At 54.3% G+C, this 25,455-nt stretch carries 24 protein-coding genes; 11 read left to right on the forward strand and 13 right to left on the reverse strand.

All coding sequences use genetic code 11. The annotated features are described in order from the left end of the window. Nucleotides 1-12 precede the first annotated feature (12 nt). The gene (locus PQR63_RS08385; protein ID WP_408167304.1) at nucleotides 13-1,161 is read right to left on the reverse strand and encodes a GGDEF domain-containing protein; all 1,149 of its coding nucleotides are present in this window, start codon (nucleotides 1,159-1,161) and stop codon (nucleotides 13-15) included. 457 nt (nucleotides 1,162-1,618) lie between these two features. Between PQR63_RS08385 and yddG the strand changes: the two genes are divergently transcribed. Then, on the forward strand, nucleotides 1,619-2,542 hold the full coding sequence (gene yddG, locus PQR63_RS08390) for an aromatic amino acid DMT transporter YddG (protein WP_408167305.1): 924 nt from the start codon (nucleotides 1,619-1,621) through the stop codon (nucleotides 2,540-2,542). 379 nt (nucleotides 2,543-2,921) lie between these two features. Beyond that, nucleotides 2,922-3,668: a DUF2076 domain-containing protein gene (locus PQR63_RS08395; RefSeq protein WP_408167307.1), complete on the forward strand. Its 747-nt coding sequence runs from the start codon at nucleotides 2,922-2,924 to the stop codon at nucleotides 3,666-3,668. A gap of 287 nt (nucleotides 3,669-3,955) precedes the next feature. On the opposite strand, the gene PQR63_RS08400 is transcribed toward PQR63_RS08395, so the two are convergent. After that, complete coding sequence (locus PQR63_RS08400) at nucleotides 3,956-4,495, reverse strand: TetR/AcrR family transcriptional regulator (RefSeq protein WP_408167309.1); 540 nt, start codon at nucleotides 4,493-4,495, stop codon at nucleotides 3,956-3,958. Between the two features lie 81 nt (nucleotides 4,496-4,576). Between PQR63_RS08400 and PQR63_RS08405 the strand changes: the two genes are divergently transcribed. After that, a complete protein-coding gene (locus PQR63_RS08405; RefSeq protein WP_408167311.1) occupies nucleotides 4,577-5,563 on the forward strand; it encodes an NAD-dependent epimerase/dehydratase family protein in 987 nt (328 codons plus the stop codon). Nucleotides 5,564-6,229: 666 nt separating this feature from the next. Beyond that, nucleotides 6,230-7,591, forward strand: a complete 1,362-nt coding sequence (locus PQR63_RS08410; protein WP_408167313.1) for a branched-chain amino acid ABC transporter substrate-binding protein — start codon at nucleotides 6,230-6,232, stop codon at nucleotides 7,589-7,591. Between the two features lie 181 nt (nucleotides 7,592-7,772). On the opposite strand, the gene PQR63_RS08415 is transcribed toward PQR63_RS08410, so the two are convergent. Continuing rightward, nucleotides 7,773-8,075, reverse strand: coding sequence for an antibiotic biosynthesis monooxygenase family protein (locus PQR63_RS08415; RefSeq protein ID WP_408167315.1), 303 nt, complete (start codon nucleotides 8,073-8,075; stop codon nucleotides 7,773-7,775). Between the two features lie 114 nt (nucleotides 8,076-8,189). Here PQR63_RS08415 and PQR63_RS08420 point away from each other — a divergent pair, with 114 nt between their 5' ends. The 5 genes from PQR63_RS08420 to PQR63_RS08440 all read left to right on the forward strand — a co-directional run bounded on the left by PQR63_RS08420 (nucleotide 8,190) and on the right by PQR63_RS08440 (nucleotide 11,850). Continuing rightward, nucleotides 8,190-9,056, forward strand: a complete 867-nt coding sequence (locus PQR63_RS08420) for a LysR substrate-binding domain-containing protein (RefSeq protein WP_408167317.1) — start codon at nucleotides 8,190-8,192, stop codon at nucleotides 9,054-9,056. Nucleotides 9,057-9,326: 270 nt separating this feature from the next. Further along, the gene (locus tag PQR63_RS08425; RefSeq protein WP_408167319.1) at nucleotides 9,327-9,674 is read left to right on the forward strand and encodes a hypothetical protein; all 348 of its coding nucleotides are present in this window, start codon (nucleotides 9,327-9,329) and stop codon (nucleotides 9,672-9,674) included. Nucleotides 9,675-9,896: 222 nt separating this feature from the next. After that, nucleotides 9,897-10,259, forward strand: coding sequence for a hypothetical protein (locus tag PQR63_RS08430; RefSeq protein ID WP_408167321.1), 363 nt, complete (start codon nucleotides 9,897-9,899; stop codon nucleotides 10,257-10,259). A 156-nt stretch (nucleotides 10,260-10,415) separates the two neighbouring features. Beyond that, nucleotides 10,416-11,006: a hypothetical protein gene (locus PQR63_RS08435; RefSeq protein WP_408167323.1), complete on the forward strand. Its 591-nt coding sequence runs from the start codon at nucleotides 10,416-10,418 to the stop codon at nucleotides 11,004-11,006. A gap of 151 nt (nucleotides 11,007-11,157) precedes the next feature. Further along, nucleotides 11,158-11,850: a hypothetical protein gene (locus tag PQR63_RS08440; RefSeq protein ID WP_408167325.1), complete on the forward strand. Its 693-nt coding sequence runs from the start codon at nucleotides 11,158-11,160 to the stop codon at nucleotides 11,848-11,850. Nucleotides 11,851-11,998: 148 nt separating this feature from the next. Here the strand turns inward: PQR63_RS08440 and PQR63_RS08445 are convergent, their stop codons facing one another. From PQR63_RS08445 to PQR63_RS08490, 10 genes are all read right to left on the reverse strand, one after another. Then, nucleotides 11,999-13,594, reverse strand: a complete 1,596-nt coding sequence (locus PQR63_RS08445; protein ID WP_408167327.1) for a methyl-accepting chemotaxis protein — start codon at nucleotides 13,592-13,594, stop codon at nucleotides 11,999-12,001. Nucleotides 13,595-13,732: 138 nt separating this feature from the next. After that, nucleotides 13,733-14,344, reverse strand: a complete 612-nt coding sequence (locus PQR63_RS08450) for an ANTAR domain-containing response regulator (protein WP_265215722.1) — start codon at nucleotides 14,342-14,344, stop codon at nucleotides 13,733-13,735. 9 nt (nucleotides 14,345-14,353) lie between these two features. Further along, nucleotides 14,354-15,541: a transporter substrate-binding domain-containing protein gene (locus tag PQR63_RS08455; protein WP_408167329.1), complete on the reverse strand. Its 1,188-nt coding sequence runs from the start codon at nucleotides 15,539-15,541 to the stop codon at nucleotides 14,354-14,356. 58 nt (nucleotides 15,542-15,599) lie between these two features. After that, nucleotides 15,600-16,868 (reverse strand): amidase, encoded by a 1,269-nt coding sequence (locus PQR63_RS08460; protein ID WP_408167331.1) that lies wholly within the window; start codon nucleotides 16,866-16,868, stop codon nucleotides 15,600-15,602. 25 nt (nucleotides 16,869-16,893) lie between these two features. Further along, complete coding sequence (locus PQR63_RS08465; protein WP_265215725.1) at nucleotides 16,894-17,601, reverse strand: branched-chain amino acid ABC transporter ATP-binding protein; 708 nt, start codon at nucleotides 17,599-17,601, stop codon at nucleotides 16,894-16,896. Further along, nucleotides 17,598-19,457 carry a branched-chain amino acid ABC transporter ATP-binding protein/permease gene (locus tag PQR63_RS08470; RefSeq protein WP_408167333.1) on the reverse strand — a complete coding sequence of 620 codons (1,860 nt, stop codon included), beginning with the start codon at nucleotides 19,455-19,457 and terminating at the stop codon, nucleotides 17,598-17,600. Before PQR63_RS08470 ends, PQR63_RS08465 begins: the two co-directional genes overlap by 4 nt. After that, a complete protein-coding gene (locus tag PQR63_RS08475) occupies nucleotides 19,450-20,283 on the reverse strand; it encodes a branched-chain amino acid ABC transporter permease (protein WP_408167335.1) in 834 nt (277 codons plus the stop codon). The genes PQR63_RS08470 and PQR63_RS08475 overlap by 8 nt, the downstream gene beginning before the upstream one ends. Before the next feature lie 92 nt (nucleotides 20,284-20,375). After that, complete coding sequence (locus PQR63_RS08480; RefSeq protein ID WP_408167337.1) at nucleotides 20,376-21,548, reverse strand: substrate-binding protein; 1,173 nt, start codon at nucleotides 21,546-21,548, stop codon at nucleotides 20,376-20,378. 98 nt (nucleotides 21,549-21,646) lie between these two features. Further along, nucleotides 21,647-22,618, reverse strand: coding sequence for a porin (locus tag PQR63_RS08485; protein WP_408167339.1), 972 nt, complete (start codon nucleotides 22,616-22,618; stop codon nucleotides 21,647-21,649). A 103-nt stretch (nucleotides 22,619-22,721) separates the two neighbouring features. Next, nucleotides 22,722-23,630: a nitrilase family protein gene (locus PQR63_RS08490; RefSeq protein WP_408167341.1), complete on the reverse strand. Its 909-nt coding sequence runs from the start codon at nucleotides 23,628-23,630 to the stop codon at nucleotides 22,722-22,724. Between the two features lie 793 nt (nucleotides 23,631-24,423). Here PQR63_RS08490 and PQR63_RS08495 point away from each other — a divergent pair. Both PQR63_RS08495 and PQR63_RS08500 read left to right on the forward strand, forming a co-directional pair. Then, nucleotides 24,424-24,807, forward strand: a complete 384-nt coding sequence (locus PQR63_RS08495; RefSeq protein ID WP_408167437.1) for a TipAS antibiotic-recognition domain-containing protein — start codon at nucleotides 24,424-24,426, stop codon at nucleotides 24,805-24,807. Nucleotides 24,808-24,881: 74 nt separating this feature from the next. After that, a complete protein-coding gene (locus PQR63_RS08500) occupies nucleotides 24,882-25,433 on the forward strand; it encodes a hypothetical protein (RefSeq protein ID WP_408167342.1) in 552 nt (183 codons plus the stop codon). Nucleotides 25,434-25,455 lie beyond the last annotated feature (22 nt).

Genomic DNA, 25,455 nt, shown 5'->3' on the forward strand with positions numbered 1-25,455 from the left:
GCGATGCTTTCGCTAAACGGAAGTCACGACCTTGACTCTGTCCCGTCCTCCACGCTTCGACTGGTACAAGGCGGTGTCCCCCAGTTCGAGCAACGCGGCCAAGCCTGTCGGTGGATGGTCGAACAGTGCGCCACCGACACTGAGAGTAACCGCCATGGGGGTGGAAAACGCTTCTCGCGCCATCTGTCCGAAACTCTCACGCAGGCCATTGCCCAGCGTGACTACGCTGTCGTTGGAAGCATTGCGCAGCAAGATAACAAACTCGTCTCCACCCAACCGCGCGGCCAAGGATCCTTGCGGCAAGGCATCCCGGATCATTTCGCTCAGGGCAACCAGCAGTTTGTCGCCGGCGCTGTGGCCATGCAGGTCATTGACTAATTTGAAGTTGTCGATATCGATCAACAGCAAAGCCCCGGGATTCGCCGGCGAGGCCTGTTCGAGTAAGCCGGGCGCACGCCGGTCCAGCGCGCGACGGTTGTACAGCGCGGTCAATGGATCACGGGCGGCGAGTTGTTCGATGCGTTCTTCGCGGCGATGGCGCTCGGTACCGGTCATGGACAAGGCGATCAGCATGATCGCCATCGCACCTTCCACCAGCGAGATCTGGATCACTTCGCCACGGAAGGCGGCAAGGTCGACAAAGGTATTCAGCGCCACCGTTGAACCGGCCTTGGCAAGATAGAAGAGCCCGTGTACCAGCAGTACATAACGTAACTGCACCGCGCCGACGCTGAGAGAGACGCCATGCGGACGCAGCATGAAGCTGGCGCGCAGGGTGACGGAGGCAATCAGCAGGGATTGGATGCACAGCATCAGCTTGGACCACCAGGGCTCGCTGGGCACCAGCAGCATGGCGAGCCATATCACGGCGATCAGATACCAGCCGCGCGACAGTTTGGTTTGCGTGAATCTGGCAACACCTGCCAGAAATAGCCAGTGAGCAATGATCAGCAGCCCGTTGGCAAACCAGATGCCGATCAGCAAAAAGCCGCTGCTGCGCAGTAGCGCCAGCACGCAACCCACGGTGATGACTGCGAAGCCGGCGCTCCAGAACAACAGCGATTTCTCGCGAACGCTATTCCACTCCACGGCCAGGTAAAGTGCCGCGGCGGCAGCCAAGGCGGTTGTGAGAATCAGGATGGTGGAGGGATCTAGTGCCATGAATAACAGATGCGCGTGGGCTTGCCCAAACAAACTTATGAAAACGGGGAAGCTATTTTAGCGCCTGCCGGTCTCCTCGGCTTGCCAACCGGATGTTGATCTGCAGCCGCCCGTTGTGTGATGTTCACGTCTGGTCGGTTACCGGACGTTTTTGAACAAAATCACATGTAAATCCATGTGGGGATATTGATTTTTTGATAATCAAATAGAAGCGGTGGATGGACGTTCTCTGATGGGTTTGCCGTGTGCCACCAACGCCGAGGATGATAAGATACCCGCGCTCGGGGATATTGAGTTTGCGTTCGGTTGAATCCGATCGAGCGCATTTCCCACCACGCATACATTCCACGTCCCATCCGCAAACCAGACATGCAGTTGCTCACTGACGATCATCGGCTCTTCTCTTTGGCAACATGATTCTGGCCTTTACCCTATTACCATTATTTGATGAGCATGAATGACTAGCAAGAAGGCCACGATGATTGGACTTACCGCAGTGGTCCTCTGGAGTTCGATTGTCGGATTGATTCGCGGCGTCAGCGAAACTCTCGGTGCAACCGGCGGCGCAGCGATGATTTACAGCGTGGCTTCCTTGTTCCTGTTGTTGTCGGTTGGCTTTCCCAAACTCAGCAGCTTCCCCAGAAAATATCTGTTTTGGGGCAGCCTCCTGTTTGTAAGTTATGAGCTCTGTCTTTCCCTGTCGATAGGCTATGCCAACACAGGCCGGCAAGCAATCGAGGTCGGCATGGTCAACTATCTGTGGCCGACGTTCACGCTCATCTCTTCTATCGCATTCAACAAGCAGCGCGCTACCTGGCTGGTCGTTCCCGGTTTCGTTTTCTCGATTCTTGGCATCTGCTGGGTGCTGGGCGGCGACCAGGGGCTGGATATCGCGAGCATGCTCGCCAACATTCAGGACAATCCGCTTAGCTATGGTTTAGCCTTTTTTGGCGCCATCATCTGGGCCGCTTATTGCAGCGTGACAGCCCGCCTCGCGCAGGGGAAGAATGGGGTGACGCTGTTCTTCATCCTCGTCGCGCTGACGCTGTGGGGGAAATTTTTCCTCGGCGATCATGCTGCGATGTCGTTCAGCACCCCGGCGGTTGTTTATCTGCTCTTGGCGGCGGCAGCGATGGGGTTTGGCTATGCGGCATGGAACGTGGGTATCCTGCATGGCAACGTCACTGTTCTGGCGGGCGCGTCGTACTTCATCCCTGTTTTTTCCTCGGCGCTGTCAGCAGTCTTGTTGCATGCGCCTTTGCCGAAGTCATTCTGGGTGGGCGCATCGTTGGTATGCGCCGGTTCGATCTTGTGTTGGCTGGCAACAAGATTCAAGAAATCACCGGCAGCGCAAGAGGAAGCCGTCGCCGATTGTTTGTAAGGCACCAGCTAAAACCCCACATACAAACAAGGTCGAAGTAGCGGGTTTTATTTTTGCTATCGGTTCGATGAAGACAATCCATTTCTTGCCTGGTGATCGTGCGACTGAGTTCATCGCTCAGCAGTCAAACCAGTCAGCAGAGTAGGCCACGTCGATATTGACATTGAGCGCCGCTTGATCGCAGGGTGTTCCAGATAGCTGCTGTCGGCAGTTTGAAGAGATCAAGTTACAAGCTGTTTCGAACTTTGCAATTCCAGTCACAAATGCAGGGCGATATCACGCGCATAATGAGCATCAAAGCCGTCTGAAGACGGGGGCATATTGTCTCGTTTATTGTTGTGCGTTTATCGCTTTGTATACAGGCTGGGAGCCAGGCATCATGAGTCCTCAAGAAACACAAATGCTTCAAGATTTTCTCAATCAACTGACACAGGTACGCGGCATCGGCAAAGATCCGCAAGCTGACGCGATGATCGCCAGTGCCATCGCGCAGCAGCCGGATGCAGCCTACCTGCTGGTGCAACGAGCGTTGTTGATGGATCAGGCGCTCGCAACATCCAAGGCTCAGATTGCCTCATTGCAAAGTCAGGTACAGGCATTGCAATCAAGCGCAGGCCCGGCACGTGGATTTCTGGATAGCAATTCCTGGGGCAATTCGCCTGCTGCGGTTGCGCGTTCCGAGCCGCCTCCTGCTTATACACCGGCGTATGCGCCCGCACCTGCGCCTGCACAGACAGCTCCGCAATACCAGGCGGCACCGGCGCCGTCCGCGGGATTTTTTGGTGGCGGCATGGGCAGCATGCTGGGTACTGTTGCAGCCACCGCAGCCGGCGTGGCGGGTGGCGCTTTCCTTTACCAAGGAATCGAGCATCTGATGAATAGCGGCAGCAGCAGCGGCTTAGGATCAGCGCATCAGAATGGATTGAGCGCCCCTGTTGAAAACGTTGAGAACACGACGGTCAACAATTACTACGGCGACAGCGCCGACAAGGGACGTGAGACGCATGCTCAAGACCGTAACGACAGCAGCAGTGAAACGGCGTCCAACAACGATCTCGCAGACCTCAGCAACATTGATCTTGATGACAGCAGTGACAGCGGTAGCTACGACGATTCCATGGCGTAAGCGCGGCATGGCTGGTTGCATATGTTGGATGATTACAGAGATAGAACAAAGCCTGCGTATGCAGGCTTTGTCGTTTATGGATTAACGGATAGTTTTAGTACCGCAGTTTTACGTTTTTACGCAGCCGGGGCCGGTTGCTCACGGTGAAACATGCTATCGATTCAGGTCCTGTACAGCCATCGGAAGGCCTCGCGTTTGATATTAAATCTTGCAGGAGATCGTCATCTTTGGATCAAACACGTACATTGTCAGGGCCAAGCACTCGTGTCTTTAAAACGATTGGCGACTCATAGGCGTCTCAGCCGAGCCGTAACCGCATCGAAAAGTGCTTCGCTCGTGAACTCGACGTCCTGGTTGCTATGTCCCTGCAGAATCAGAGCAAGCACCCCCTGACATGCTGCCCAAAAAGAACGAGCCGAAACATCGACAGGACCGTTGAAAATACCTAAGTCCACGAGCCGCTGTATTCGCGATTGCATCAGCGCATACGCGTCCGCAAACACTTCGGGATGCGTCATCGCATACTGAGCATGAAGGCGCCACAATGCAGGCCGTTTGAGGGCGAATTCGACTGCAATGTCCCATCCAGACTTGAGTTGCTCAAGTGGGTCAGCTGAAGGCGGAGGCATGCGTTTCTTTTGCATGAACTCAGCCATCCCGCGCTCAATCAACGCCCGTTCAAGGCCCTGCTTTCCCCCGAAATAATGATAAAGCGTGGGTGCCTTGATACCCGAGGCATCACAAACTGCGCGCGCAGTAAGTGCCTCGGGACCGTGTGCTTCAAGCAGCGCCGCGGCAGCGTCAAGGATTACAGAAATATTGTCCATGGTTATATGAAATCAGCTTGCTATTGACATTCATTATAACAATGTTATAAAGTTTGTATAACATTGTTATAGGAGTTTGGAATGAACCACACATGTTTTGTTACTGGAGGCTCCGGGTTCGTCGGCGGCCGATTAATCAAGCGTTTGGTTGCACAAGGATGGCAAGTGCGAGCCTTGGTGCGCAACGACGAAGGAGGTCGGATTGTAAAAAGCTTAGGAGCGATGCCAGTTCACGGTAGCCTCAACGAAGCCAGCGAGCTGGTCGCATCGTTGCGCGGCTGCGACATTGTGGTCCATGTGGCGGCACTCTTCAAGCTTTGGGGGACCAATGCTGAATTTGAGGCGGTGAATGTTCGCGGCACCGAGTTGCTCCTCAACGCTGCACAGGCTGCCGGGGTCAAGCGTTTTATACAGGTCGGCGCTGCGGCGGTCATCATGGGCGATATGGTCGATATTCACAAAGCACAGGAAAGCCTGCCACTTCAAGAACGGTTTTGGGCTCCTTACGCTGCCTCGAAGGCACGCAGCGAAATGCTGGTTCTAAAAGCTAACCGACCCGGCACTTTCGACACTGTTGTCATTCGTCCGCCGATGATTTGGGGCGACGGTATGCCGATGCTGGAGGACATTTTAGAGAACGTGAAGACTGAGGAATTCCGCTTCGTGAATAACGGCTCTGCAGTGATGTCGACCGTTCACGTTGATAACGTCTGCCACGCAATCGAGCTTGCCATCGATAGAGGTCGAGGCGGTGAAGCCTATTTCATCAGTGACGGCATTGACCAAAGCTTTCGTGAAATACTGAACGCATTCCTGAATTGCCAGGGCGTCCAAGCGCCGAAACGTTCTATCCCATCTGGGATGGCATGGTTCATGGCTACGATGATGGAAGCAATTTGGAAGCTCTTCTCCCGTAAGGGAGAGCCTCCAATAACACGGCAGCTCCTGCGGTTCATTAGTAAAGACTTTACTCTGGATATCTCGAAAGCACAGCGGGATCTTGGGTATCGACCCGAGATGGCTTGGTCTACAGGTATTGAATTAATGCGCGAAAAACACGTCGGTTGATAACCAAAAAACGGCTCCACCAACTGCTGGAGCCGGACAATCAGAAACTATCGCGATGCGTGAAATTTCCCTCTTTTACGTCGAGTAGCGTCCGCATCTGGCCGCGGCTGTATAAAAACGTAGAAATTTTAGTCATCTTAAAAATCGGCCTCTCAGATCGCGTTGTATTCGATTTTCTTGGCATCGGGAAGCATCTCCCTACACATGATTTTTCTGATGTTTTACGTTTTTACGCAGCCGAGGCCGTTTGCGGACGCCCAATAGTACCAAAGCATGGTCTACGTTCTTAACGTCAGTTACCGGCGCAGGGAGGCGAAGCACCAACTTTCAAGTCGTCATTCATCATTGTGTAAGTAAAAGGAGATTCGCGCCGCAATCACGGAATTCAAAGACCGTCGGAACCACCAAATCTAAGTGCCTTATATCCCAATGTTTTTGGTAGTTCACATGAGCCCTTCGCCTATCAAACCAAGTTCGACAAGAACTATATTAAAGTGAGTACTCAAGGGGGCGTACGGGGGGATTGCAGTGTTGTTCAACACCCCGGCATTGCGCACCTTACGCTGCGCTTGAACAATCCAAAACATGTATGGAAATTGTCAGCATTGCCTTTTTCTGTCAATGACACCCTAAAATCAGCGTAGCTAGCCGATAATGATGCATTGAATGCTCTTGCTTGCAGGCCTTCGCAACGGCGCATCCTGTGTGACCCATGGCAATGTCAACCGTTTAGCCATCAGGAGGAACGCAATGAAATCGGTTTCTGCCGGGCTCAGCACCGGTGCATCGCGTTGGAATCAGTCACCGTCAATCATGCCATTCGCTTGGCTATCGGTCAGGTTGTCAGCATACGTCCTGACGGTCGCAATGCTGCTGAGTGGCGGCAGCAATGCCGCAACGCCTTCCAATTCAAGCCGCGCGAACAATTCCAACCATATAGTCCAAACCGTCCCTGTGGTACGCCGGGTTGTGACAATCGGTTTCGCCGGCCCGCTTTCAGGAGACTCGGCCGGCATTGGCCAAAGCATGGTGCATGCAGCAGAAATGGCGCTCGCCGAGGCAAATGCGGGCGATCCGCACATTGACGGCATGCCGGTAGAATTTCGTTTGCTGGCCCAAGATGATCAAGGCAACGAGCGCATTGCCGCGCTGGTCGCCAAGTATCTGGTCAAAGCAGGTGCCATCGCCGTTGTTGGCCATTGGCAATCAACTTCCAGTGTGAGCGCAGCGCCGGTCTATCACGCCGCCAATATTCCACAAGTTTCGCCCGGCTCTAGCAGCATGAAGCTCACTGCCAACGGCTTCGAGAATGTATTTCGCGTAGTGGGCCACGACGGCGACATCAGCCGCCACTTGGTCCAGTTCGCGCAACAAAACCTGCATGCCAAACGTATCGCCGTGATCAACGATGACACCATCTACGGCACTATGCTGGCGAACCTGTTCAGCCAGGATCTTCAACTTAAACAAGGCGCATTGGTCGCACGTCACAGCATCAGCAGCAAAACCTCCGATTTCAATGCCGCCATGAACGACCTGAAAATCAAGAATCCTGATATCGTCTTCTTTGGCGGGCTGATGGCGCAGGCCGCAGTATTACAGGCCAGCTTGAAACGGGCACACATTAACGCCAGCATGATCGCCGCCGGTGGAATCGTCAGTCCGATCTACCTGAGCCTCACAGGTGCCACCGGCGAAGGCACCTTTGGCATTGCCACTGGTCTGCCGCAAGGCAGCATGAATGGCTGGAAAAAATTTCACAAAAAATTTGTCGCCACCTACGGCGATCACATTGATTACTACGCGCCATTTGCCTACGATGCGGCCAATGTCATCATAGCGGCCATCATGCAAGCAGACTCACTGTTGCCGGCAAAACTAAATCAAACCTTGCACAATCTGAAATACAAAGGTCTGACTGGACAGATCTCGTTCGACAGCCAGGGCAACCTCAATAATCCCGCCTATACGGTGTTTCGCGTCCAGGGTGGAAAATGGGTGCCGACCCAGACTTATGGTGGAAAATAAGGCGACGATATCGATTCGGTGAGTATTATCAGATTTCAAAGTCCACAATCCACAATCGGCTCACAATCGTACTTGACCGTCCGCAATCGGCCAGAAGCACAAACACAATTGTCCTCAGTGCATAGCCCCAATGCACCTCCGTATTCTCTCCGATCTGTGCAGTACTTCCAGCCGACGATCTTCAACGAGTCCGATCCGCGCTATCTCGTAAGACATTGCAAATCTGAACACGATATTCTGAAAAGAATGACTCTCGTCCTTTTTTCTTTGCCTCCAGATGTTCAGGATGCGTCGCCCATGCTTTCATTCCTTCTTCGCTAGAAAACTCCACGACCGTCACACGTTCTCCATCCGCTGAGACAAATCCTTTATGTGAAACGTAGTCAGGAATTTTTGCTACCAATAGGCTCATACGTGACGCCCAGGCTAAATATTCTTCTTGATTTTCAGAACGTAGTCTTGACCGAAATACCGTTAGCAACATGTCGTCTCCAAATGATTTCCTCCTTCTGAATGAAGGCTGATTGGCGAATAGTAGAGCTTATATAAATTCTTTAATATTGAATTAAAATGAATTTTTCGTTTCCAAAATAAGAATATGAAACTTTCCGATCTGCGTGTCTTTCTCGCTGTAGTCAACGAAGGAGGCATCACAAATGCAGCGTCAGTGCTGCACCGCGTGCCCTCCAACGTCACTACCTGTATTCAGAAATTGGAAGCAGATCTCGATATCTCTCTCTTTATTCGAGAAAGAAATCGGCTTCAGTTGTCCGGTCATGGAAAATTATTGTTTGGCTATGCTGTGCGTTTGGTGGCACTGGCGGAAGAAACAAGGGCCGCGATGCACGATACAGCTCCGTCCGGGGTGCTGGCATTGGGAGCGATGGAAAGCACTGCCGCGATACGATTGCCGTCCCTGCTCGGAAAACTGAATGAAAAATATCCACGGCTTTCGGTAGAACTGAGAACTGGCGCCCCTCGACCGCTCACTGTGCGCGTACTTAGCGGAGAGCTTGACGCCGCGCTCGTGGCTGAACCTGTATCTGATCCCCGGCTCAATAGCATATTGGCCTATACCGAACCGTTGGTGATTATCGGTCCACCTGGTCATCCAAAGATTCGCTCCGCAAAAGATATGCGAACAAGTACCTTATTGGCGTTTGAACCTGACTGCCCTCATCGCCAACGTCTGGAAGCATGGTGCGTCAGCGACGATGTCGCCCCTCTGAAGATTTTGGAATTGGGTTCTTATCATGCGATTCTTGGTTGCTGTATTGCCGGCATGGGCGTCGCGCTGATACCTGCTGCGGTGCTTGAGACCTATACCGAGCGTTCGAGACTATCGGAGCACTACCCCAAAGGAAAAATAAACTCAGTCAACACAATGCTTATATCGCGTAAAGACTCCGTACAACCTAAAGTGAAGGCTTTGGCGCAACTCGTACAAGAACAAAATCAGCGTTGAAAAAGATATGGCTACTACGTGCTGAGCCGATACTAGCAATGGCAGGGAATCCTGGCTGGCTAGCTTAGTAAGCGATCAGGCTATCGACTTTCGTCTTCATCGACGCCGCATAATTCAAGTAAGAATCGACGTCCGCAATCAGCCAGGAGCAAGCGTTAGCAGGAAAGCAAAATTCGGTCTTTGGTCTCTGCATAAGTCTGCGTAGGTGCGATATCGACTGGTAAACTGCTCGCGCATTAAAAACTAAGAACCATTACAAGGGAAGAACTGATGTTAGTCATGTTCGGTTGGCTCAAGGAGACCAAAAAGATTGGTCCTGCACTCAGTTGCCATTGCTACCGTTGCCAAAAAAAACGCACGTGGGAGCACTGGAAGGAAAACGAGTGGGTGTCGTTCTTCACCATCAAGACTATCCCGTTTCTCTCCAAGTCTTACGTTGTCTGCTCGACATGCAGGGCGTCTATCGCACTCGATAATACGCGCGCCAGGCTCGTCGGAGTCCGTGAGAACGAACCGCACCTGGCCAAGTTTCTTGAAGAGCACCAACTTGTACTGAAGAGCCCCGTTCAAAGAAATTTTCTCTTGGCGCAACGAGAGCAGAATCAATCTCGTGAGTAATCAGCAGACTATTAAAACAATGATGGACGTCTGCAAGCCGCCAGAAACGGTCTTTGCAGTTTTGATGCCATTTCTAGTTGGATCGTTTGTCTAAAAAATCCCGCTTTAGGGACCTCTGAAAATAATGACGATTACAGATGTAGCGCACGTACACAGGTCTTAGGGGGAGGGATAGGCCTCTGCTTTATGAATGTTCCGTTATAACAAAAAAAGGAAAATTTAATGCTCTACTTTTTAATGCCTAATCCTAGTCTTGTTAGCCGTTTGAATTGGCTTAATTACACGTTCTTTTTAATGGTTGCAGTAGTCGCTATTTGGATTCTTAGTGGGATATTTGCAGCGCATATTCCGGAGAGCGCCGGTGTCGTTTTAGGCTATCTATTTTTGCTCGCGATAGTGGCTTATATTTATTACCTTTTCATTCTGGATGATTTGGCGTTTAAAGTAGGAAAAAATGGAAGCTTATGGGTCTTTTGCGCACTAGTATTCGGACCTATGGGGCTAACTGTTTCTTATTTTCGGATGAGTTCACTGGTACGACATAAAATCTCTCTAGAGGAAAATTCAAGACAAGAGTTGTCATAACTAGTGAGCCACAAAAATAATAAGCTGACCATCAATTACAGGCGGCCAGCGGTGTATAAAATGCCTGCAATCGGCCAAGAATAGCCAATCAAGGAACGGTACATATCGGCACCTTCCTGATGTTCCACTTACCCCAATTTTTAATAATAAATGGCTATGATAAATCGCAAGCTATATGGAAATATTCTACTGCCACTTTTTTCTACAGCATTGCTAGCGGGATGCGTTACCTTTTCGAACATTCCATCAGGAAAAGAAATCGTCTTGGGACCCGACGAAGGTTTGGTCATCATTGGGGGCCCTGTTGATGTGCGGCTTGTGTTCCACAGTGGCGACAAGGAAGATGGAAAATTCTATTCTGACACTTATAAGCTTCCTAGCGGGATCGTTGGCAAGCCAGAGAACGGATACTTGATTCGCAAGTTGAAAGTCACTGAACAATCGAGAGGCTATGGGTTGTTCCGCATCGTCGCTGACCAAGCTTATGCAGCTAATTGCACCCAGGCACTCCCGGTGTTCGACGTGAAAGCTGGCCAAATTCAGTACTACGGGGATTTTCATCTTTCGAAAGAACTGTCCGGCATAAATATTAATTTCGACAACAATTTCGAAGCGGCAAAAGCACATTTCGCATCGCTGTATCCCAAAAATACCATTGCGATTACCAACGCGAACATGCAGTTCTTTCAACAGGGACGTTGCACGCAAGGCGGCGGTATCGTCTACATTCCTATTTATCGAAAATAGTAGCTGAACAAGAAAAAACAAAAACAGATGCTATCTCATTGCAGGGGAAGCCGATGACGCACCTCGGCTTTTTTAACGACGGACTAAGTCCGCAAACGGCCAGAAACGGACACTCCGACAGAATGCTTGCTACCAGACTTGAACGCAAAATATGAAACCTTGGTTCTCTGAAGCGCAATCAGTATCGATGCTGAATGCGGAACTGTGTTTTCTCCTAAAGGACGAACTCGATTTCGGTCCGGACAGGCACATAGACGCAGACCGCTCAAAATTCACACAGAGTCTTGACCTGCCCTCAATTCCAAGGCGACAGTCCTCAATGGTTTGTACGAGCGAGCTTATTGGGCGTGAGGGCGAATTGGCTGCTTACTATAAACAGGTTGTTAGATTTGCAGTTCATCATCGACTTTCATTTAGGTCAATTCGTCATCACTTCTGGGTGCGGTTTTGGCTATGGAATAGCGAAGACGACGTTCATATTTCTTTTCCTTGGTATGACAATTACTCAGAGGTGTCAGGATTTCTGAACGCGCTATTGTCAGTCGAATCTGGGGAAATTTATTACGACGTTGACCAATGCTGGGAAATGGAAGTTGACGCCTATGAAGACGATATCTATCTTCGGCAGCGAGACCCCGATTATGACGAGACACACGTTTGCATTCGAGTTCCTAGGAGCGAACTTGTAATACAGGTGCGACAAGTTATGGAGCGCTCGGTTAAAGTTATAGACCAGCTTAGTGAATTGATGGGTGAGGATGTCTGGACGGCATACATGCGTTCTGAGCCGGTCTTCATGGAGAATGTCGTAACTGAGAAAAAATCTTGGTGGCGTCCTTTGTGAGCTGGCACGCTTTTGAACGTACAAAATATTATTCCTTGGACGTCCGCAATCGGCCAGAAGCAGCCATCGAACAAGAAACATTACTGGCCGCAACTGTTGCCTTATACCCGGCAATGGTTCTAAACGGAAAGCCATTGTCAGCGCAAGTTTATGGCCGCGATAACAATATGGCTGACTTTGTATTTGGTCTGCTATCGATCGTGATTTTGAACGTATCCACGACACGTCCAAGACCCGCAGCCTGCTTCTCCATACTGTCAGCTGCTGCTGCCGCCTGTTCGACCAACGCCGAATTTTTTTGTGTCATGTCATCCATTTGACCGATCGCCAGATTGATCTGTTCGATGCCTTCACTTTGCTCGCGGCTGGCGTAACTGATTTCCGTCATGATGTCGGCCACGTGTTGAACGCCGACCACAATGCGCGCCATCGATGCACCAGCCTCTTCCGCCAGTTTGCTGCCCTGGTCGATCTTTTCTGTCGTGTTGCCGATCAGGTCTTTGATTTCTTTGGCGGAATTGGCGGAGCGATGCGCCAGGTTACGTACTTCTGCAGCGACCACGGCAAAACCGCGCCCTTGCTCACCTGCACGCGCGGCTTCTACCGCTGCATTGAGCGCAAGAATATTGGTCTGAAATGCAATGCTGTCGATCATGCCCACGATGTCGGATATTTTGTGGGAATGCTGCTTGATCAAACTCATGGTCTCCACCACCCGACCCACCACCACTCCACCCTGAGCGGCAGCATCGCTGGCAGACAGGACCAGTTGATTTGCTGCTTGCGCACTGTCCGCGTTTTTGCGGACTGCGTTGGTCAGCTCATGCATTGAACTAGCCGTCTCTTCGAGCGAGCTGGCTTGCGACTCGGTACGATGCGAAAGATCCAGATTGCCTGCAGCGATTTCCTGGGAGGCGATGACCATGTTGGTCGTACTCGATTTGATGTTGGATACCATCATCAGCAAATTGGCCTGCATTGCCCGCAGGGAGCGCAGCAAATCGGTGATTTCATCGGCTCCTTCGAGCTTGATCTGATGCGACAAATCGCCACCTGCAATGTGGTCGGCAATGATGCCGGCGCGCTTGATCGGTCCCGAAATGGTCCCTGTGATGATCCATGCCGCCAGACTTCCAAGCAACACGATGCCAATCCCGATGGCGGCCATGCCGATCATCGCGCTGTGATAGTTGCGCAGCGATTCATCGTAGGCAACTCGCATTGCACCGTGCTGCTCTTGCGCCAGCGTGCCCAATGCCTGCATCCATTTTCCGTGCGGTACGTCGAAGTCATTTTGCAAGAGCGTGGCGGCGTCGAAGGTATTTCCTTGCGAGACGATGCTGCGGATCTTGTCAACGACCTGGAGCACGGAACTCTTGTTGGCGACAGTTTTTTCCAATGCGCTGCGCCCTGCCTCATCGGCAATCAATTTTTTCGCCAGCACCTCGGCCCGGGCGTAGGCGGCCAGCGTGAGCGCCAGGTTGGCGGCTTCGCGGTCCGCCTCGGCCTGATTGACGGGTGTGGTGATCCTGCGCAACACGAGCACCAAGGCACGGCCCTGCTCGCGCATTTCGGTTGCCGCATCAAGGCTGGCGACCTTGGTGTTGACGATGAAGTCGGTCGAGTGCTGCAGCTGACTCATCCTCAGCATGCCCAGCGCCAGCAACCCGATGGCGAACAGCAACACCAGCCCGAATCCACAAGCGAGGCGCACGCCGATCTTGATGTCAGATATCATTTTCATAGCATCCCGATTCCAAAAAGTGCGCGATGGCACAGATTCTCAAATGAGCACGCAGCCGCCTTGCGCTGCAAATTACGGACGCAACAGTCCCCCCTCATTGCTGCGGCAATGAGCCCTGACGCCGGTACGGCTTGATAACTAGATTTTTTTATCCCCGCTCAGCAAACCCATCTTGTCGAAGGCTTCGTTGGCACGGATCAAATCGGTCGCCACCTGCACGACCGGTATGCGCTGCGACGTTGCCTGTTTGCGGATGGCTTCGTAGGCTTCACTGGCAGTGATGCTCTTGCGCGCCACCAGGATGCCGATGGCTTTTTCGATTTCACGGCGTGAGCGCAAGGTGTCTTCCAGCCGTTTCACTTTATTGTTCAGGCGCTTCTTGTAGTCGTTGGACGAGCGCGCGAGCACCAGCGAGCTCAGAATGCCGAACGAGCGGAAAGGTTTGGTGATGACGGCGCTGGCATTGGTTTCCAGCAAGGCGCTGAGCACTGTCGGATTCTCATAGTCGATCAGAGCAATCAATGCCGCGTCCGTCTCGGTGCAACACCATTCGGCGGTGACGGTTTGCTCCCTGTCGACCAGAAAGAATATGACGTCGGTATCGGCCGGACGTGTCGCGCAAAACGGCCATATCCAACGCACTTGGCAACCGATGCGCTTGAGCTGACCTTGCAAAATATCGCGATCCTCCCCGGGGGGATGAATCACCGCCACCCGCAAATGGCGCAAGTCTTCAAACAGTCTGCTCATGTCGCGTTCCTACTCCAGCCAGAATTCAGAAAACTCATAGGTCGTCAGGTAAGGATCGGGCTTGACAGCCTCTTTTGCCTGCCAGACCACGTCGAAATTGCCATCCTCACACGCCACGCCTATCTTCGGCTGCAACCATAGGTGATGATTTTCAGGTTCCACGGAGATGGCGCCTTCCGGCGCATCGTAGCGTTCTTCAAGAACGGCTTCGACCAATTTCTGCGTGTCCATCGATGCAGCCCGTTCGAGTGCTTTTGCGAACAAACAGACCTGGCCGTAAGCCGCCTGCCCCCATGCGCTGACGGTGGCATCCTTGCCAAAACGCTGGCGATAGGAGGCAACGAAGCGCTGATTTTCCTCCGAGGGCAAGGAACTGAAATAGGTAGCCGACACGATGTGGCCCTTGCAAAATTGCGGTCCGATCAGCTTGAGTTCTGTCTCGCCCAACGTCAGACTGGCGACGGGTAACGGTTTCTGATCGATGCGCAGATCGTGCAGCACGCGATAGAACTCGCGCGAGGGGCTGCCGATAACGGTGGAAAACAAGGCCTCGGGCTGCGCCTTGTTGATTTCCCGTACGGCTAGTTCTATTTCTGCGCTACTGACGTTGAACGGCAAATAGATTTCGTCGACGATTTCGCCGCCATGCTGCTCGACGATATCGCGCATGATGCGATTCGATTCCCTGGGATAAATATAATCCGAGCCGATCAGGTAGATGCGTTTTCCGCAATTCTTGAGCAGGTAGGCGGCCAGCTGCAAGCTGTTCTGATTCGGCACCGCGCCGGTGTAAATGATGTTGGGCGAATATTCAAAGCCTTCATACAGCGAGCAATACCACAGCAAGCCGTTCTTGCGTTCAATTTCGGGCAGCACCGCCTTGCGGCTGGATGAAGTCGAGCAGCCGAAAATGACGTTGACATCTTCACGCGACAGCATCTGATGCGCCATCCGGCGATACTCCGCAAGGTCGCCCTTGGGGTCGAGTGCAACCGGGACCAGCGGGCGTCCCAGCACGCCGCCGCGCGCATTGATTTCTTCGATGGCCAGCACGGTGCCAAAGAAATGCTCAGACTCGGTGACCGAGGTAATGCCGGCGCGTGAAAACAGGATGCCCACACGCCACGGCTCGGTGGATGATTCCGACAACGGTGTTTCCCTTGCTGCGTTCTCTGTGGTTCTCTGCATGGCCGTCATATTGGTTGCTCGTTTCAAATAAAATCGCGCCCGCTGCGGGCGATTGCCGGCGCACGCGTCAGAATCGGCATGTCCTGATCGCTGCCTCCACCAGGGCGGCTGCAGCCAGGCAGCGCTGGTCTTGCCACGGGGGCGCAATCACTTGCACGCCCATCGGGCATCCTTCCAGGCCCGACAAACCGGGAACGCTGACGCACGGCGTACCAAGCAATGTCCATACCTTGTTGAAGGCAGGGTCGCCGGTTGAAGTCCATCCCATCGGTGCTTCTCCAGGTGCGCTGGGCGTGAGCAAGACATCGATACCCTCGAATAGACTATCCATCTGCATTTTGGCGTCATCGATCAGCTTGCGCGCGGCGTCGTATTGCACCACCGAGATGCGCTGCGCACGTTGCAGGAAGTCACCGAGCATGGGTGACAGGCTGCCGCGATGACGGTCAAATTCAAACGCCAGCGTTTGCGTCGCCTCGTATTCCTGCAAGGGCGCGTGAGCGCGGTAGAGCTCGCCGATCCAGGCCGGCAGCGCGATCTGCCTTACCTTGCCGCCGGCGGCCTCAATCGCTGTTGAAGCTTGCTGCACGGCCTGTGTGGCCGAGGCCGACGGCGCTTCCCAGGGATAGGCTTGCGGGATGCCGACCACCAGCTGGCGCATGTCCAGCGGGGAGCGTGCCAACGACCGTCCAATCAGCGCCTCGGCAAACCACGCCACGTCCGTGACCGTGGCGGCGAACAAGCCTACCGTATCGAGCGACCACGAAAAACATTTCATGCCCGGTGTGGGAAACAAGTCGTAGCTCGGCTTGTAACCGGCGATGCCGCAGAATGAGGCCGGCCGGATCGTCGAACCGCCGGTCTGGGTGCCGATGGCGAACGGCACCATGCCGGCGGCAACAGCGGCGGCGGAACCGGACGAGGAGCCCCCCGCTGTGCGCCGCAGATCTGCCGGGTTGCGGGTCTGCGTCGGCGCCATGTAGGCGAATTCGCAGGTCACGGTCTTGCCGATCACGGTTCCCCCCGCGCGCCGGATCAAGGACACGATGGCGGCATCGCTGCCCGGTTGATAGCCGGCATAGATGCTCGAGCCATAGGCGGTGGGCAGATCGGCAGTGTCGAAAATATCCTTGACCGCCACCGCCAGACCAGCCAAAGGTCCGCGCGCCTGTGCCGCATGGGACAGCGCTGTAGCGCGGTCAAGCGTCGCCACAAAGGCCTGGATTTCCGGCTCCGATGTGGCAATCCGTTCACAAGCTTCGGCCATGGCGTCTTGCGCCGGCAACTCGCCGGCAGCAATGCGCCGCGCGAGCTGCACTCCTGAATTTTTTTCCATCGTCCTTATTCCCTTCAAAGCGGCGTCATACGCTCAGATGGCGCATGATATCGCGCTGGCAGTCGGCACCGGCGGTGTCACCGGTTTCCACGATTTCACCGAGCTTGAGCACCGTGTAACGATCGGCAACGGCCACCGCAAACGGCACGTTTTGTTCCACGAAAAGTATCGAGGTGCCATGCGTCTTGCGTTGATGCAGCAAGGCCGTGGCGACCCGATCAATCACCGACGGCTGCATGCCCTCGGTCACTTCATCGATCAGAATCAGCGCCGGACGCACCATCAGGGCGCGGGCAATGAGCAACATCTTTTGTTCACCGCCGGACAGGGTGCCGGCCCGTTGCGCCATGCGCCCCTTAAGGAAAGGAAACAAGTCCTCCACTTCGGCAAAGCGCTCGTCGAAGAGTTTATCCTTCGATAGCCCCAGGCGCAGGTTGTCGCGGATATTCAGATCGTGGAATAGCGATCTCGACTGCGGAGCGTAGGCGATGTTGCTGCGCGCCACCCGATGCGCGGGCTGTCTGGTGACGTCTTTGCCGAACAGGCGTACGGACCCGTTCTGCTTCGGCAAATAGCCCATGATGGACTTGAGCAGCGTGGTTTTTCCCATGCCGTTCTTGCCTACCAGCGCGACAATTTCGCCGGGATGAACCGACAAGGACACGTTTCTGACGACGATGGAATCCTTGTAACCGCTCGACATGTCGCTCAGGGTCAATGCTGCTTCACTCATGCCGTCGCTCCTTTCGATGCTGTTGCCTGCTGCAAGGCTTGGGATACCGGCGTTGCGTTACCCGCGTACACCGATTGCACCAGTTCGGATTCGACCACTTCTTTCACGGTGCCCTGCATGACGATTTTTCCTTGATGAAGCACCACCACGCGCGACGATATTTCACACACAAAATCAAGATCGTGTTCCACCAGCAGGCAACACAGACCGTAGTCGCGCGACAGCTCGATAAGAATATGACCGATCTTCGTGCGTTCGGCCTTGGTCAGGCCAGCCGTCGGCTCATCGAGCAAAATCACGCGCGGCTCCAGCGCCAGCACCATCGCCAGTTCTAGCGCCTGCTGCTCGCCGTGCGACAAGTTGCGACAGACCTGATCAAGCTTGCGATCCAGCTCGGTGGCGCGTAACACCGCCAGTGCATACGACGGCAGCGACAGCGTGTTTTTTTGCCGCAGCAACGACGGCCGCTCGACTTTGGCCCTGGCGATACGCAGGCATTCGGCCACCGTCAGCGATTCAAACACGTTGGCGGTCTGAAATTTCCTGCCGATACCGAATCCCACGCAGCGGTAGGCGGGCAACCGGCGGATATCATGTTCATTGATCCTGATGGTGCCGGAAGTTCTCTCTGCACCGTCGCTCATGCAACGCATCAGGGTGGTTTTGCCGGCGCCGTTGGGGCCCACCAGACTGACCAGTTCACCGGGATAGGCCACGATGTCGATGCCCTCCAGCACCTTCAGGCTGCCGAAATTCTTGGCGACATGTTCGAGCCGCATGGCCGGGGTGGAACGATCGATGCTGTGGGGTTTCTGTCCAGGCGCTTCCAGCAATGTCGGCGCCGCCGCGTTGACGCCACCGGCCAGGCGGCGCGGCAAGAACCGGCGCAGTCGCAGCGCCAGCGGCATGAGCCCTTGCGGCAACAGAATGATGACCAGCACGAAACCGACGCCGACCAGCAACTTCCACAAGAACGGCAGACTCCCGCTCAGGTAGGCGCTGGTAGTTTCGATGAAGATGGCGCCGAGCACCGGCCCGATCAGCGTGCCGCGTCCACCGAGTGCAACCCAGATGATGATTTCGGTGCCGAACACAAAGCCCGAGAGTTCCGGCGCGACCACGCCGCTGAACGAGGCGTAGCCGAAACCGGCCACGCTGGCGACCACGGCCGTAACGACCAGCAAGCCGATCTTCACCAGCGAGGGATTGATACCAAGGTATTCGCAACGCGATTCATTGTCGCGAATGCCGATAAGGATCTTGCCGGCGTCGCTATGCACGAACACCCAGGCCGCGGCGGTGACCAGCACCAGCGTCACGCCGGCGATCCAGAACCAGGCTTCCAGCGACAGGTCGATCATGGTGTAGCCCGTCAGACCCGAACTCGATCCGGTGAAGGTGCCGCCCGAGAACAGCAACTGCGTCATCACGATCGGCAACACCAGCGAGATCACCGAGGCATACAGCGGCGTCGCGCCTTGATAAAACGACAGCCAGCCGACCAGCACCGCAACGGCTGCAGCGCCTGCCACGGCGATGCCCAGCGCCAGCCAGGCGTGGGCAGGGCTGAAGCCCATGTGGGTAAACACCAGCCCGGCGGCATAAGCACCGATGCCGAAGAACGCCGATTGGCCGAAAGTCAGCACGCCGGTATAGCCCCACAGGATGTCGACCGTCAGCGCCACCATGGCAAAGCAAAAGGCGCGGATCAGGATGTTAAGAAGGTAAGTGTCCAACACGGACGGCATCACTGCCACCAGCACCAGTGCTGCGATCGAGACGCCTGCCACCGGCAACAAGGACCGACTGGCTCGTGCCTGGCGTGTGAGGCCGCTCGTGGAAATACTGTTAATCATGAGAAAACCCCTTGGGACGAATACGCAGTGTGATCGCCGACAACAGCACAATGGCGATCCCACCCAGCACCGGACTGACGTAAGTGCTCAACAAAATCTGGATGCCGCCGAACAGCAACGCTGCCGCCACCAGGCCGAACATGGAAGAACCCGCCACCATCACGAGCATGAAGGCATTGATCAGCCAAGGGATGCCCATATTCGGATCTACGCCCGAGAGTGGCGTAATCAGCGTGCCTGCCAGACAACCCAGCGCCGCACCCAGACTGAACGTGAAGAAACGCACACGGCCCGAATGGATACCGAGTCCACGTGCCAGTTCTTCATTCATGATCACGGCGCGGGTGACCAGGCCGAAGCGCGTTTTGGTCAGCAGCAGGCTCATGGCCAGCGCCAGGATCGCCGCCAACACGATCAGCAGCAGGCGGTAGGCAGAGTAATCGGTACCGAAAACGTCAAGCGGCCCGGACAGAGGACTGTTGACGAACTGCCCTTCGCGGCCGAACACCAGCGTGATGACCTGGGCAATCACGATGCCCAGTCCCCAGGTCGCCAGGATGGCGTCCAGCGGACGCGCATACAAGGGCCGCACGATGCAATACTCGATTGCCATGCCGAACACCCAGCCGGTGATCATCGCCGCCGGCAGCGCCAGCCAGGGACTGAGTCCCAGTTGCGTGACGACCAGGCTGGCATAGGCGCCGATCGTCAAAAATGCGCCATGCGCAAAATTGATGATCTTCATCACGCCGAAGATCATCAGCAGCCCCGCCGCCACCAGATACAAAATCGCGGCTGAACTCACAATATCCAAAAACAACGACATCTCTCCTCCTTATACTTGTTTGCCGGTTTGCCGCCGCGCACCGGCCGGGCCGGTGCGCGAACCTGCTTCACTACCATGCAGCCCGCACTGCTTCAATTACTTGGGCATTGCTCTCCGGGGCTGACATTCTTGAAGTTCTGGATCACCTTGACGCTACCGTCCGCCTGCACCTGGCCGAGATACATGTTCAAGGGCGCATGATGCTGTTTGGACATTTGCACGTGGCCGCGCGGACCGTCATAGGACACTTCGCTGAGCGCCAGGCGTACCTTGTCGGCCTGGGTTCCGCCGGCCTTTTCAACCGCTGCCTTGTACAGATAGATGGCTTCGTATTGCGGCACGGACAAGTCATTGGGCACCTTCAGGTCAGCGCCAAACTTCTTCGTGATGTCGCTCAGGTATTTCTTGTTTTGTGGGCTGTCGATACCAGTGACGTAGGACGCCGAGATATACAAGCCCTGGCCGTCCGCCCCCATGCTCTTGGCCGTGCCTTCATCCACGGCGAGATTGCCATACAGCATGTTCAGGCCGGTGGCGCGCAGCTGCTTGGTCAGCGACACGTTTGGTGCGCCGCCGGCGGTCGAGGTGATCAGCGCATCGGCTTTGCTGACGCGCAGCTTGCTCAGGATCGCGGTCCAGTCGGTGCCATCCATCGGCAGATATTCCTCACCGACCACTTTGCCGCCCTGGCTTTCAATGAACTTGCGGGTGAACGCCAGCATGCCGCGACCGAAGGAATAGTCGCTGCCGACCAGGAAGAAGTTTTGTGCCTTCTTGTAGTGCATGAAGTAATCGACCACCGGAGGCACCTGCTGCTCGGGCACCCAGGCGTTGACGAACAGCCACGGGCTGCACGAATGTCCCTCATAGAACGAGGTGTAGATGTACGGCACCTTGCCACGGTTGACGATGGGCAGACCGGCATTGCGGGCGGCGCTGGTTTCCATCGAGATCACGACGTCGACCTTCTTTTGAAACACCAGCGAATCGAAGGCCTTTTGTGCGCCGACGGCACCGGAGCCGTCATCGGCGATTTCCAGTTGCAGCTTGCGACCGAGCACGCCGCCGGCGGCGTTGATTTCATCGACCGCCAATTGCGCTGACTGCACCACGCCCGGCGCTACCACGCTGTTGGCGCCGGACAGGCCGATCGGCACGCCGATCTTGATGGCGTCCGCCGCCAGCGCCGGGGAACCTGCCGCCAGACAGGCGACGGCCAGGGCAAGGGTATGCAGTTGCGTGTGAAGTTGAATGTGTTTGAACATGATGTATCTCCCTGAGATGGTTTCATTGAACGCCCTCTTGCGCGTGTGACGCAAGCAGCGTTGAACATTAATTGCCGAGCCGGCCGTTTACGCCGGCCTTAAAACGAATGACTGATACCAACGACGTAGCCGTTGACGCCGGTGGTGACGTGTTCATTCCACACGTCGGCATACACGCTGGTGCGCTTCGAGAAAGCATGTACGTAACCCAGACTGGTCTTGTGGCTGCGCAGTCCGCTGTTGCGACCATGGCCGGCGCGCAGCGAATCGCTGGCATTCAGGGCATAAGTCGCGGCCAGCAGATACAGGCTTTCCGGTTTCACGTTCAATACTTTGGTATGCGCATAGCTGCCGAACACCTTGAGTCCTCCCAGCACATACGTGGCGCCCGCATAGGCAATTTCATCGTACTGATGGTTCTTTTCGTACGACACCATCGCCGTCAAGGCCCCGCCGTCATAGTTCAACGACAGACCCTTGTTGCGCGCACGCGCGCCCTGCGCCAGTTCCGCCTCGCCCGCAGCGGAAAAATGGACGCCGGACCAGCTCGGCGAATCGTAAAAGACGCCGTTGTTAATACGCGCAAACGTTGCAAAATTCTGTGCCGTGTCGGTTACCCCATCACTGCTGTAGCTGCCCGTCTGGTATCCCGACAACGTAGCAAAAGTCGCGCCATTGGCCCACGGCTCGAACAACCAGAGCGAATTCCACATCGGCGTCATCGCCCGTCCGAGACGCACCGTCCCGAGCGTGGCGCTTTGCAGGCCGACGGTAGATTCACCTTGCCAAAAGGTACCTGGATTCGACAAGCCGCCCGTGTCGGGATTGAACCGCATCTGCAGATTGAACACGGCTTTCAGGTCCCCATCGAGTTGTTCCGTGCCTTTGAAGCCTAGCCAGTTGAAATATCCCGGCCCCATCGTCACGGCGCCGTTGCTGGTCTTGCCGATGGCGGTGTCGAGATTGCCATAGATAGTCACGTTGCTTTGTGCCTTCGCCGGCGATGCGAAGCCAGCCACCATTGCCGCCACGATTGCTGCCGGCACCATCCCTGCCGATTTTTTCTTCATGAAACTTTTCATTGTTTTCCCCATGATTGAAAATGAAAGAACTCCCTGTTCGCTACCCTTCACACCACTTCCGTCCCCACGCATGCCGCCTCGCCCCGACACTTCATTTTTCGAATGTCTGTTTCAATACTTCGGCGGCGGCGATTGTCGCGTCAGCGATGTCATAACTGCCATAGACATCGTTGCGTCGATCTTGTAAAAGTTGATTGAATTTGTTCAGGCGACGCTGCTCGTGCGCATCGGCCAGACGGATTTCTGCGTAGATGATTTCTTCCTGCGCGATGCTGGCAGGCCCGGCCACCGGCCAGCCGCTGCAATCGGTGATGAGACTGCGACCAACGAACTCCTGACCGCGCTCGACGCCGACACGATCGGCACAGGCAATGAAGAGAGAATTGGCGTGCGCCGCCGCCATGGTCAAGGTGACCGCCATGGGGTCGCGCGTGGCGGGCTGGCTCGGCATCGGCACCCAGTTGGTGGGCACGCAAACAAGCTGCGCACCTTGCAGCGCGGCAAGCCGATAGACCTCGGGAAACCAGCCGTCATAACAGATCGCCACAGCGATGCGCCCGTACGGCGTGTCGAACACCGGCACGCCGAGATTGCCGCGCGCAAAGTGAATGTTTTCCTGGTTCCAGAGATGCAGCTTGCGATATTTTCCGATGTAGCCATCCGGCCCGATCATCACGGCGCTGTTGTAGAGCACCCCTCCTTCTCGCTCAGCGATGCCTGCCACGATATGCAAGCCGAGACGCTGCGCCACGGCAATCCATTCCTGGCAAGATGCCCCGTCCGGCACCTCTTCAGCCAGACCGAACGCTTCTTCAGTGCTGTTGAAGACATAGCCGGAATTGGATAGCTCCGGCAGCACGATCACCTTGGCGCCCTGGCGCGCCGCGGCTTCAATCAGCCAGATGCCCGCCGCCCGGTTGCCGGAAACGTCGCCGATATGCGGCTCCATTTGTATGCAAGCGATTTTTACTGTCTCAATTTTTTGTCCATGCCCTGCCATAGCCGCCTTTAACGCAAAAAAAAAGCCCCCGAATGCGCACATGCGCAAAGCGGGGGCTTTATAGCCCGGTATATGTAAAGCAGCAGTACTGCTGCCACAACCGTGAATTTGAAAAAAAAAGCCTTCGATGCGCTGACGCGCAGATCGAAGGCTGTATAGCCACTATTTATGCAGCAATATTGCTGCCAAAAAACAGAGTGAAAATTTCGTAACTTCTATAGTCACAAAATTAATATGGGTTTTAGTATCGGTCCAACAAAATACCGTGTCAAGTAAATTGTATAAACTAAACGCACTCGGTTTTTTTATAAACATCGGGTGACGCAATTGACTTGCGTCACGGTTCGTAGTCCATCTCGCTCTTCTGATCTTAAGTGAAAACATGAGTGATATCCGTATAACTCTTCGTGAAGAATCGTGGGTATATCAGATAAGAACTCGGCCTCTATCCGAGAGACTTTGCAATCTCTGAAAGAAGCCCGCCTGAGAAAGAACTCATCTGCCAATTTATGTATTTCAAAAAACGATGCAACTTGATGCAAGATCCAGTGCACCAGAGTCTCAACGACCGCAATCGGCCAGAAGCAGCCATCCAATACACAATATCTTGTAGCGTCGATGTGTTTTCTTGCTTGGAGGGGGAAGAGAAAATGCTGAAGGTTTTTGTCGTTTGGGAACAGACCTTTAAGATTCCGTTGCTCTCCTAGTTGTGCGTCGCTATGATGCCCGCAATCGCTACAAGAAGATTTTTTTCTTGGAGACTATGAGTAGAACCGCTTATCACCCAAAAATAATGACGACACAAAACACAACCCCTCAATACTTTCAAGAATGCCGAGATGCACTCGCTACAGAGCAGGCCGCGTCCCTATCCGCAACTGACAACTGGTCCCATGTAGATAAAAATAAGGTTCATCAAGATTGGGACGTTCTATATAAAGAGTTAAGCCCACTAATTCAAGATTCTGACGCTACCTCACCGGAGGTCCAATCGTTAATAGAGCGTCACTACAAAATTCTCTCCCGTTTTTATACTCCATCGAAGCAAGCCTATATTGGGATTAGTTTGTTTTACGAAGAGAATGAAGACATGCGGAATTTCCACAATGCATATCATCCTGCTATGGTTAGCTTTCTTGGCATAGCCATTCAACACTATTCGCATCAATATCTCTAAGAATTAGTGCGCCCGGAACATGACTGCACGGTGTCCGCTTCCGGCCAGAAGCAGACTACTTCATTAATTAAACCATGCGAATCAACGTTCTTCGCCAAGCTTGTTGTTCTGCTGATGACCAGATCAACAGGCTTGATGCCGTCTACGAGGTAGACTCAAAAGCCACAATGGAAACTCTGCTAGGAAAAATATGTGAATCAGATTTTCTGCAGTATTCATCTACCCATGATCGATTAAGCGTCGAAATCGATGATCGCCAGGTTGCAGAGGTTTTTCCGTCAGCTCCACCGGTTTGGATGGCCGATGTCGGACCAGAAACCCCGGTTAAATGGCTTGTCGGTGATAGGACGCTGCACTTCGTCTTCCGACTGAAAGATCGTTACGTGGACACCTCTCGGAATGCAAATCCCCCTGCGACTGCCTCAATCGCCGTATCGGCACGAGAACATAGTGCCTATGGTGTTATGGGGGCTCTGGCCGCGTTTGGATTCGCCTGGGTAGCACTGAATACCGTCTTGGAGTCCTATTTCCTCGACGACGCAGAAAAGTGGCCTATTTCCCTCCTGGCTACTCTGGCGGGTTTTATTATCGGGCGTACCGTTCACCGATCGAAGACGCGCTTGTAGGTTATTTCTTTTGACGTCAGCA

The organism is Herbaspirillum rhizosphaerae (assembly GCF_046025915.1).
Lineage (GTDB): Bacteria > Pseudomonadota > Gammaproteobacteria > Burkholderiales > Burkholderiaceae_D > Herbaspirillum > Herbaspirillum rhizosphaerae_A.

Excerpts from the sequence above, each read along its gene's own strand:
- PQR63_RS08435 (WP_408167323.1), top strand. The coding sequence starts at position 10,416 with ATGATAAATCGCAAGCTATATGGAAATATTCTACTGCCACTTTTTTCT.
- PQR63_RS08420 (WP_408167317.1), top strand. The coding sequence starts at position 8,190 with ATGAAACTTTCCGATCTGCGTGTCTTTCTCGCTGTAGTCAACGAAGGA.
- PQR63_RS08445 (WP_408167327.1), bottom strand. The coding sequence starts at position 13,594 with ATGAAAATGATATCTGACATCAAGATCGGCGTGCGCCTCGCTTGTGGA.
- PQR63_RS08485 (WP_408167339.1), bottom strand. The coding sequence starts at position 22,618 with ATGAAGAAAAAATCGGCAGGGATGGTGCCGGCAGCAATCGTGGCGGCA.
- PQR63_RS08410 (WP_408167313.1), top strand. The coding sequence starts at position 6,230 with ATGCTCTTGCTTGCAGGCCTTCGCAACGGCGCATCCTGTGTGACCCAT.
- PQR63_RS08405 (WP_408167311.1), top strand. The coding sequence starts at position 4,577 with ATGAACCACACATGTTTTGTTACTGGAGGCTCCGGGTTCGTCGGCGGC.
- PQR63_RS08490 (WP_408167341.1), bottom strand. The coding sequence starts at position 23,630 with ATGGCAGGGCATGGACAAAAAATTGAGACAGTAAAAATCGCTTGCATA.
- PQR63_RS08475 (WP_408167335.1), bottom strand. The coding sequence starts at position 20,283 with ATGTCGTTGTTTTTGGATATTGTGAGTTCAGCCGCGATTTTGTATCTG.
- PQR63_RS08395 (WP_408167307.1), top strand. The coding sequence starts at position 2,922 with ATGAGTCCTCAAGAAACACAAATGCTTCAAGATTTTCTCAATCAACTG.
- PQR63_RS08455 (WP_408167329.1), bottom strand. The coding sequence starts at position 15,541 with ATGACGGCCATGCAGAGAACCACAGAGAACGCAGCAAGGGAAACACCG.
- PQR63_RS08480 (WP_408167337.1), bottom strand. The coding sequence starts at position 21,548 with ATGTTCAAACACATTCAACTTCACACGCAACTGCATACCCTTGCCCTG.
- PQR63_RS08465 (WP_265215725.1), bottom strand. The coding sequence starts at position 17,601 with ATGAGTGAAGCAGCATTGACCCTGAGCGACATGTCGAGCGGTTACAAG.
- PQR63_RS08450 (WP_265215722.1), bottom strand. The coding sequence starts at position 14,344 with ATGAGCAGACTGTTTGAAGACTTGCGCCATTTGCGGGTGGCGGTGATT.
- PQR63_RS08460 (WP_408167331.1), bottom strand. The coding sequence starts at position 16,868 with ATGGAAAAAAATTCAGGAGTGCAGCTCGCGCGGCGCATTGCTGCCGGC.
- PQR63_RS08500 (WP_408167342.1), top strand. The coding sequence starts at position 24,882 with ATGCGAATCAACGTTCTTCGCCAAGCTTGTTGTTCTGCTGATGACCAG.
- yddG (WP_408167305.1), top strand. The coding sequence starts at position 1,619 with ATGACTAGCAAGAAGGCCACGATGATTGGACTTACCGCAGTGGTCCTC.
- PQR63_RS08415 (WP_408167315.1), bottom strand. The coding sequence starts at position 8,075 with ATGTTGCTAACGGTATTTCGGTCAAGACTACGTTCTGAAAATCAAGAA.
- PQR63_RS08495 (WP_408167437.1), top strand. The coding sequence starts at position 24,424 with ATGACGACACAAAACACAACCCCTCAATACTTTCAAGAATGCCGAGAT.
- PQR63_RS08440 (WP_408167325.1), top strand. The coding sequence starts at position 11,158 with ATGAAACCTTGGTTCTCTGAAGCGCAATCAGTATCGATGCTGAATGCG.
- PQR63_RS08385 (WP_408167304.1), bottom strand. The coding sequence starts at position 1,161 with ATGGCACTAGATCCCTCCACCATCCTGATTCTCACAACCGCCTTGGCT.
- PQR63_RS08470 (WP_408167333.1), bottom strand. The coding sequence starts at position 19,457 with ATGATTAACAGTATTTCCACGAGCGGCCTCACACGCCAGGCACGAGCC.
- PQR63_RS08425 (WP_408167319.1), top strand. The coding sequence starts at position 9,327 with ATGTTAGTCATGTTCGGTTGGCTCAAGGAGACCAAAAAGATTGGTCCT.
- PQR63_RS08430 (WP_408167321.1), top strand. The coding sequence starts at position 9,897 with ATGCTCTACTTTTTAATGCCTAATCCTAGTCTTGTTAGCCGTTTGAAT.
- PQR63_RS08400 (WP_408167309.1), bottom strand. The coding sequence starts at position 4,495 with ATGGACAATATTTCTGTAATCCTTGACGCTGCCGCGGCGCTGCTTGAA.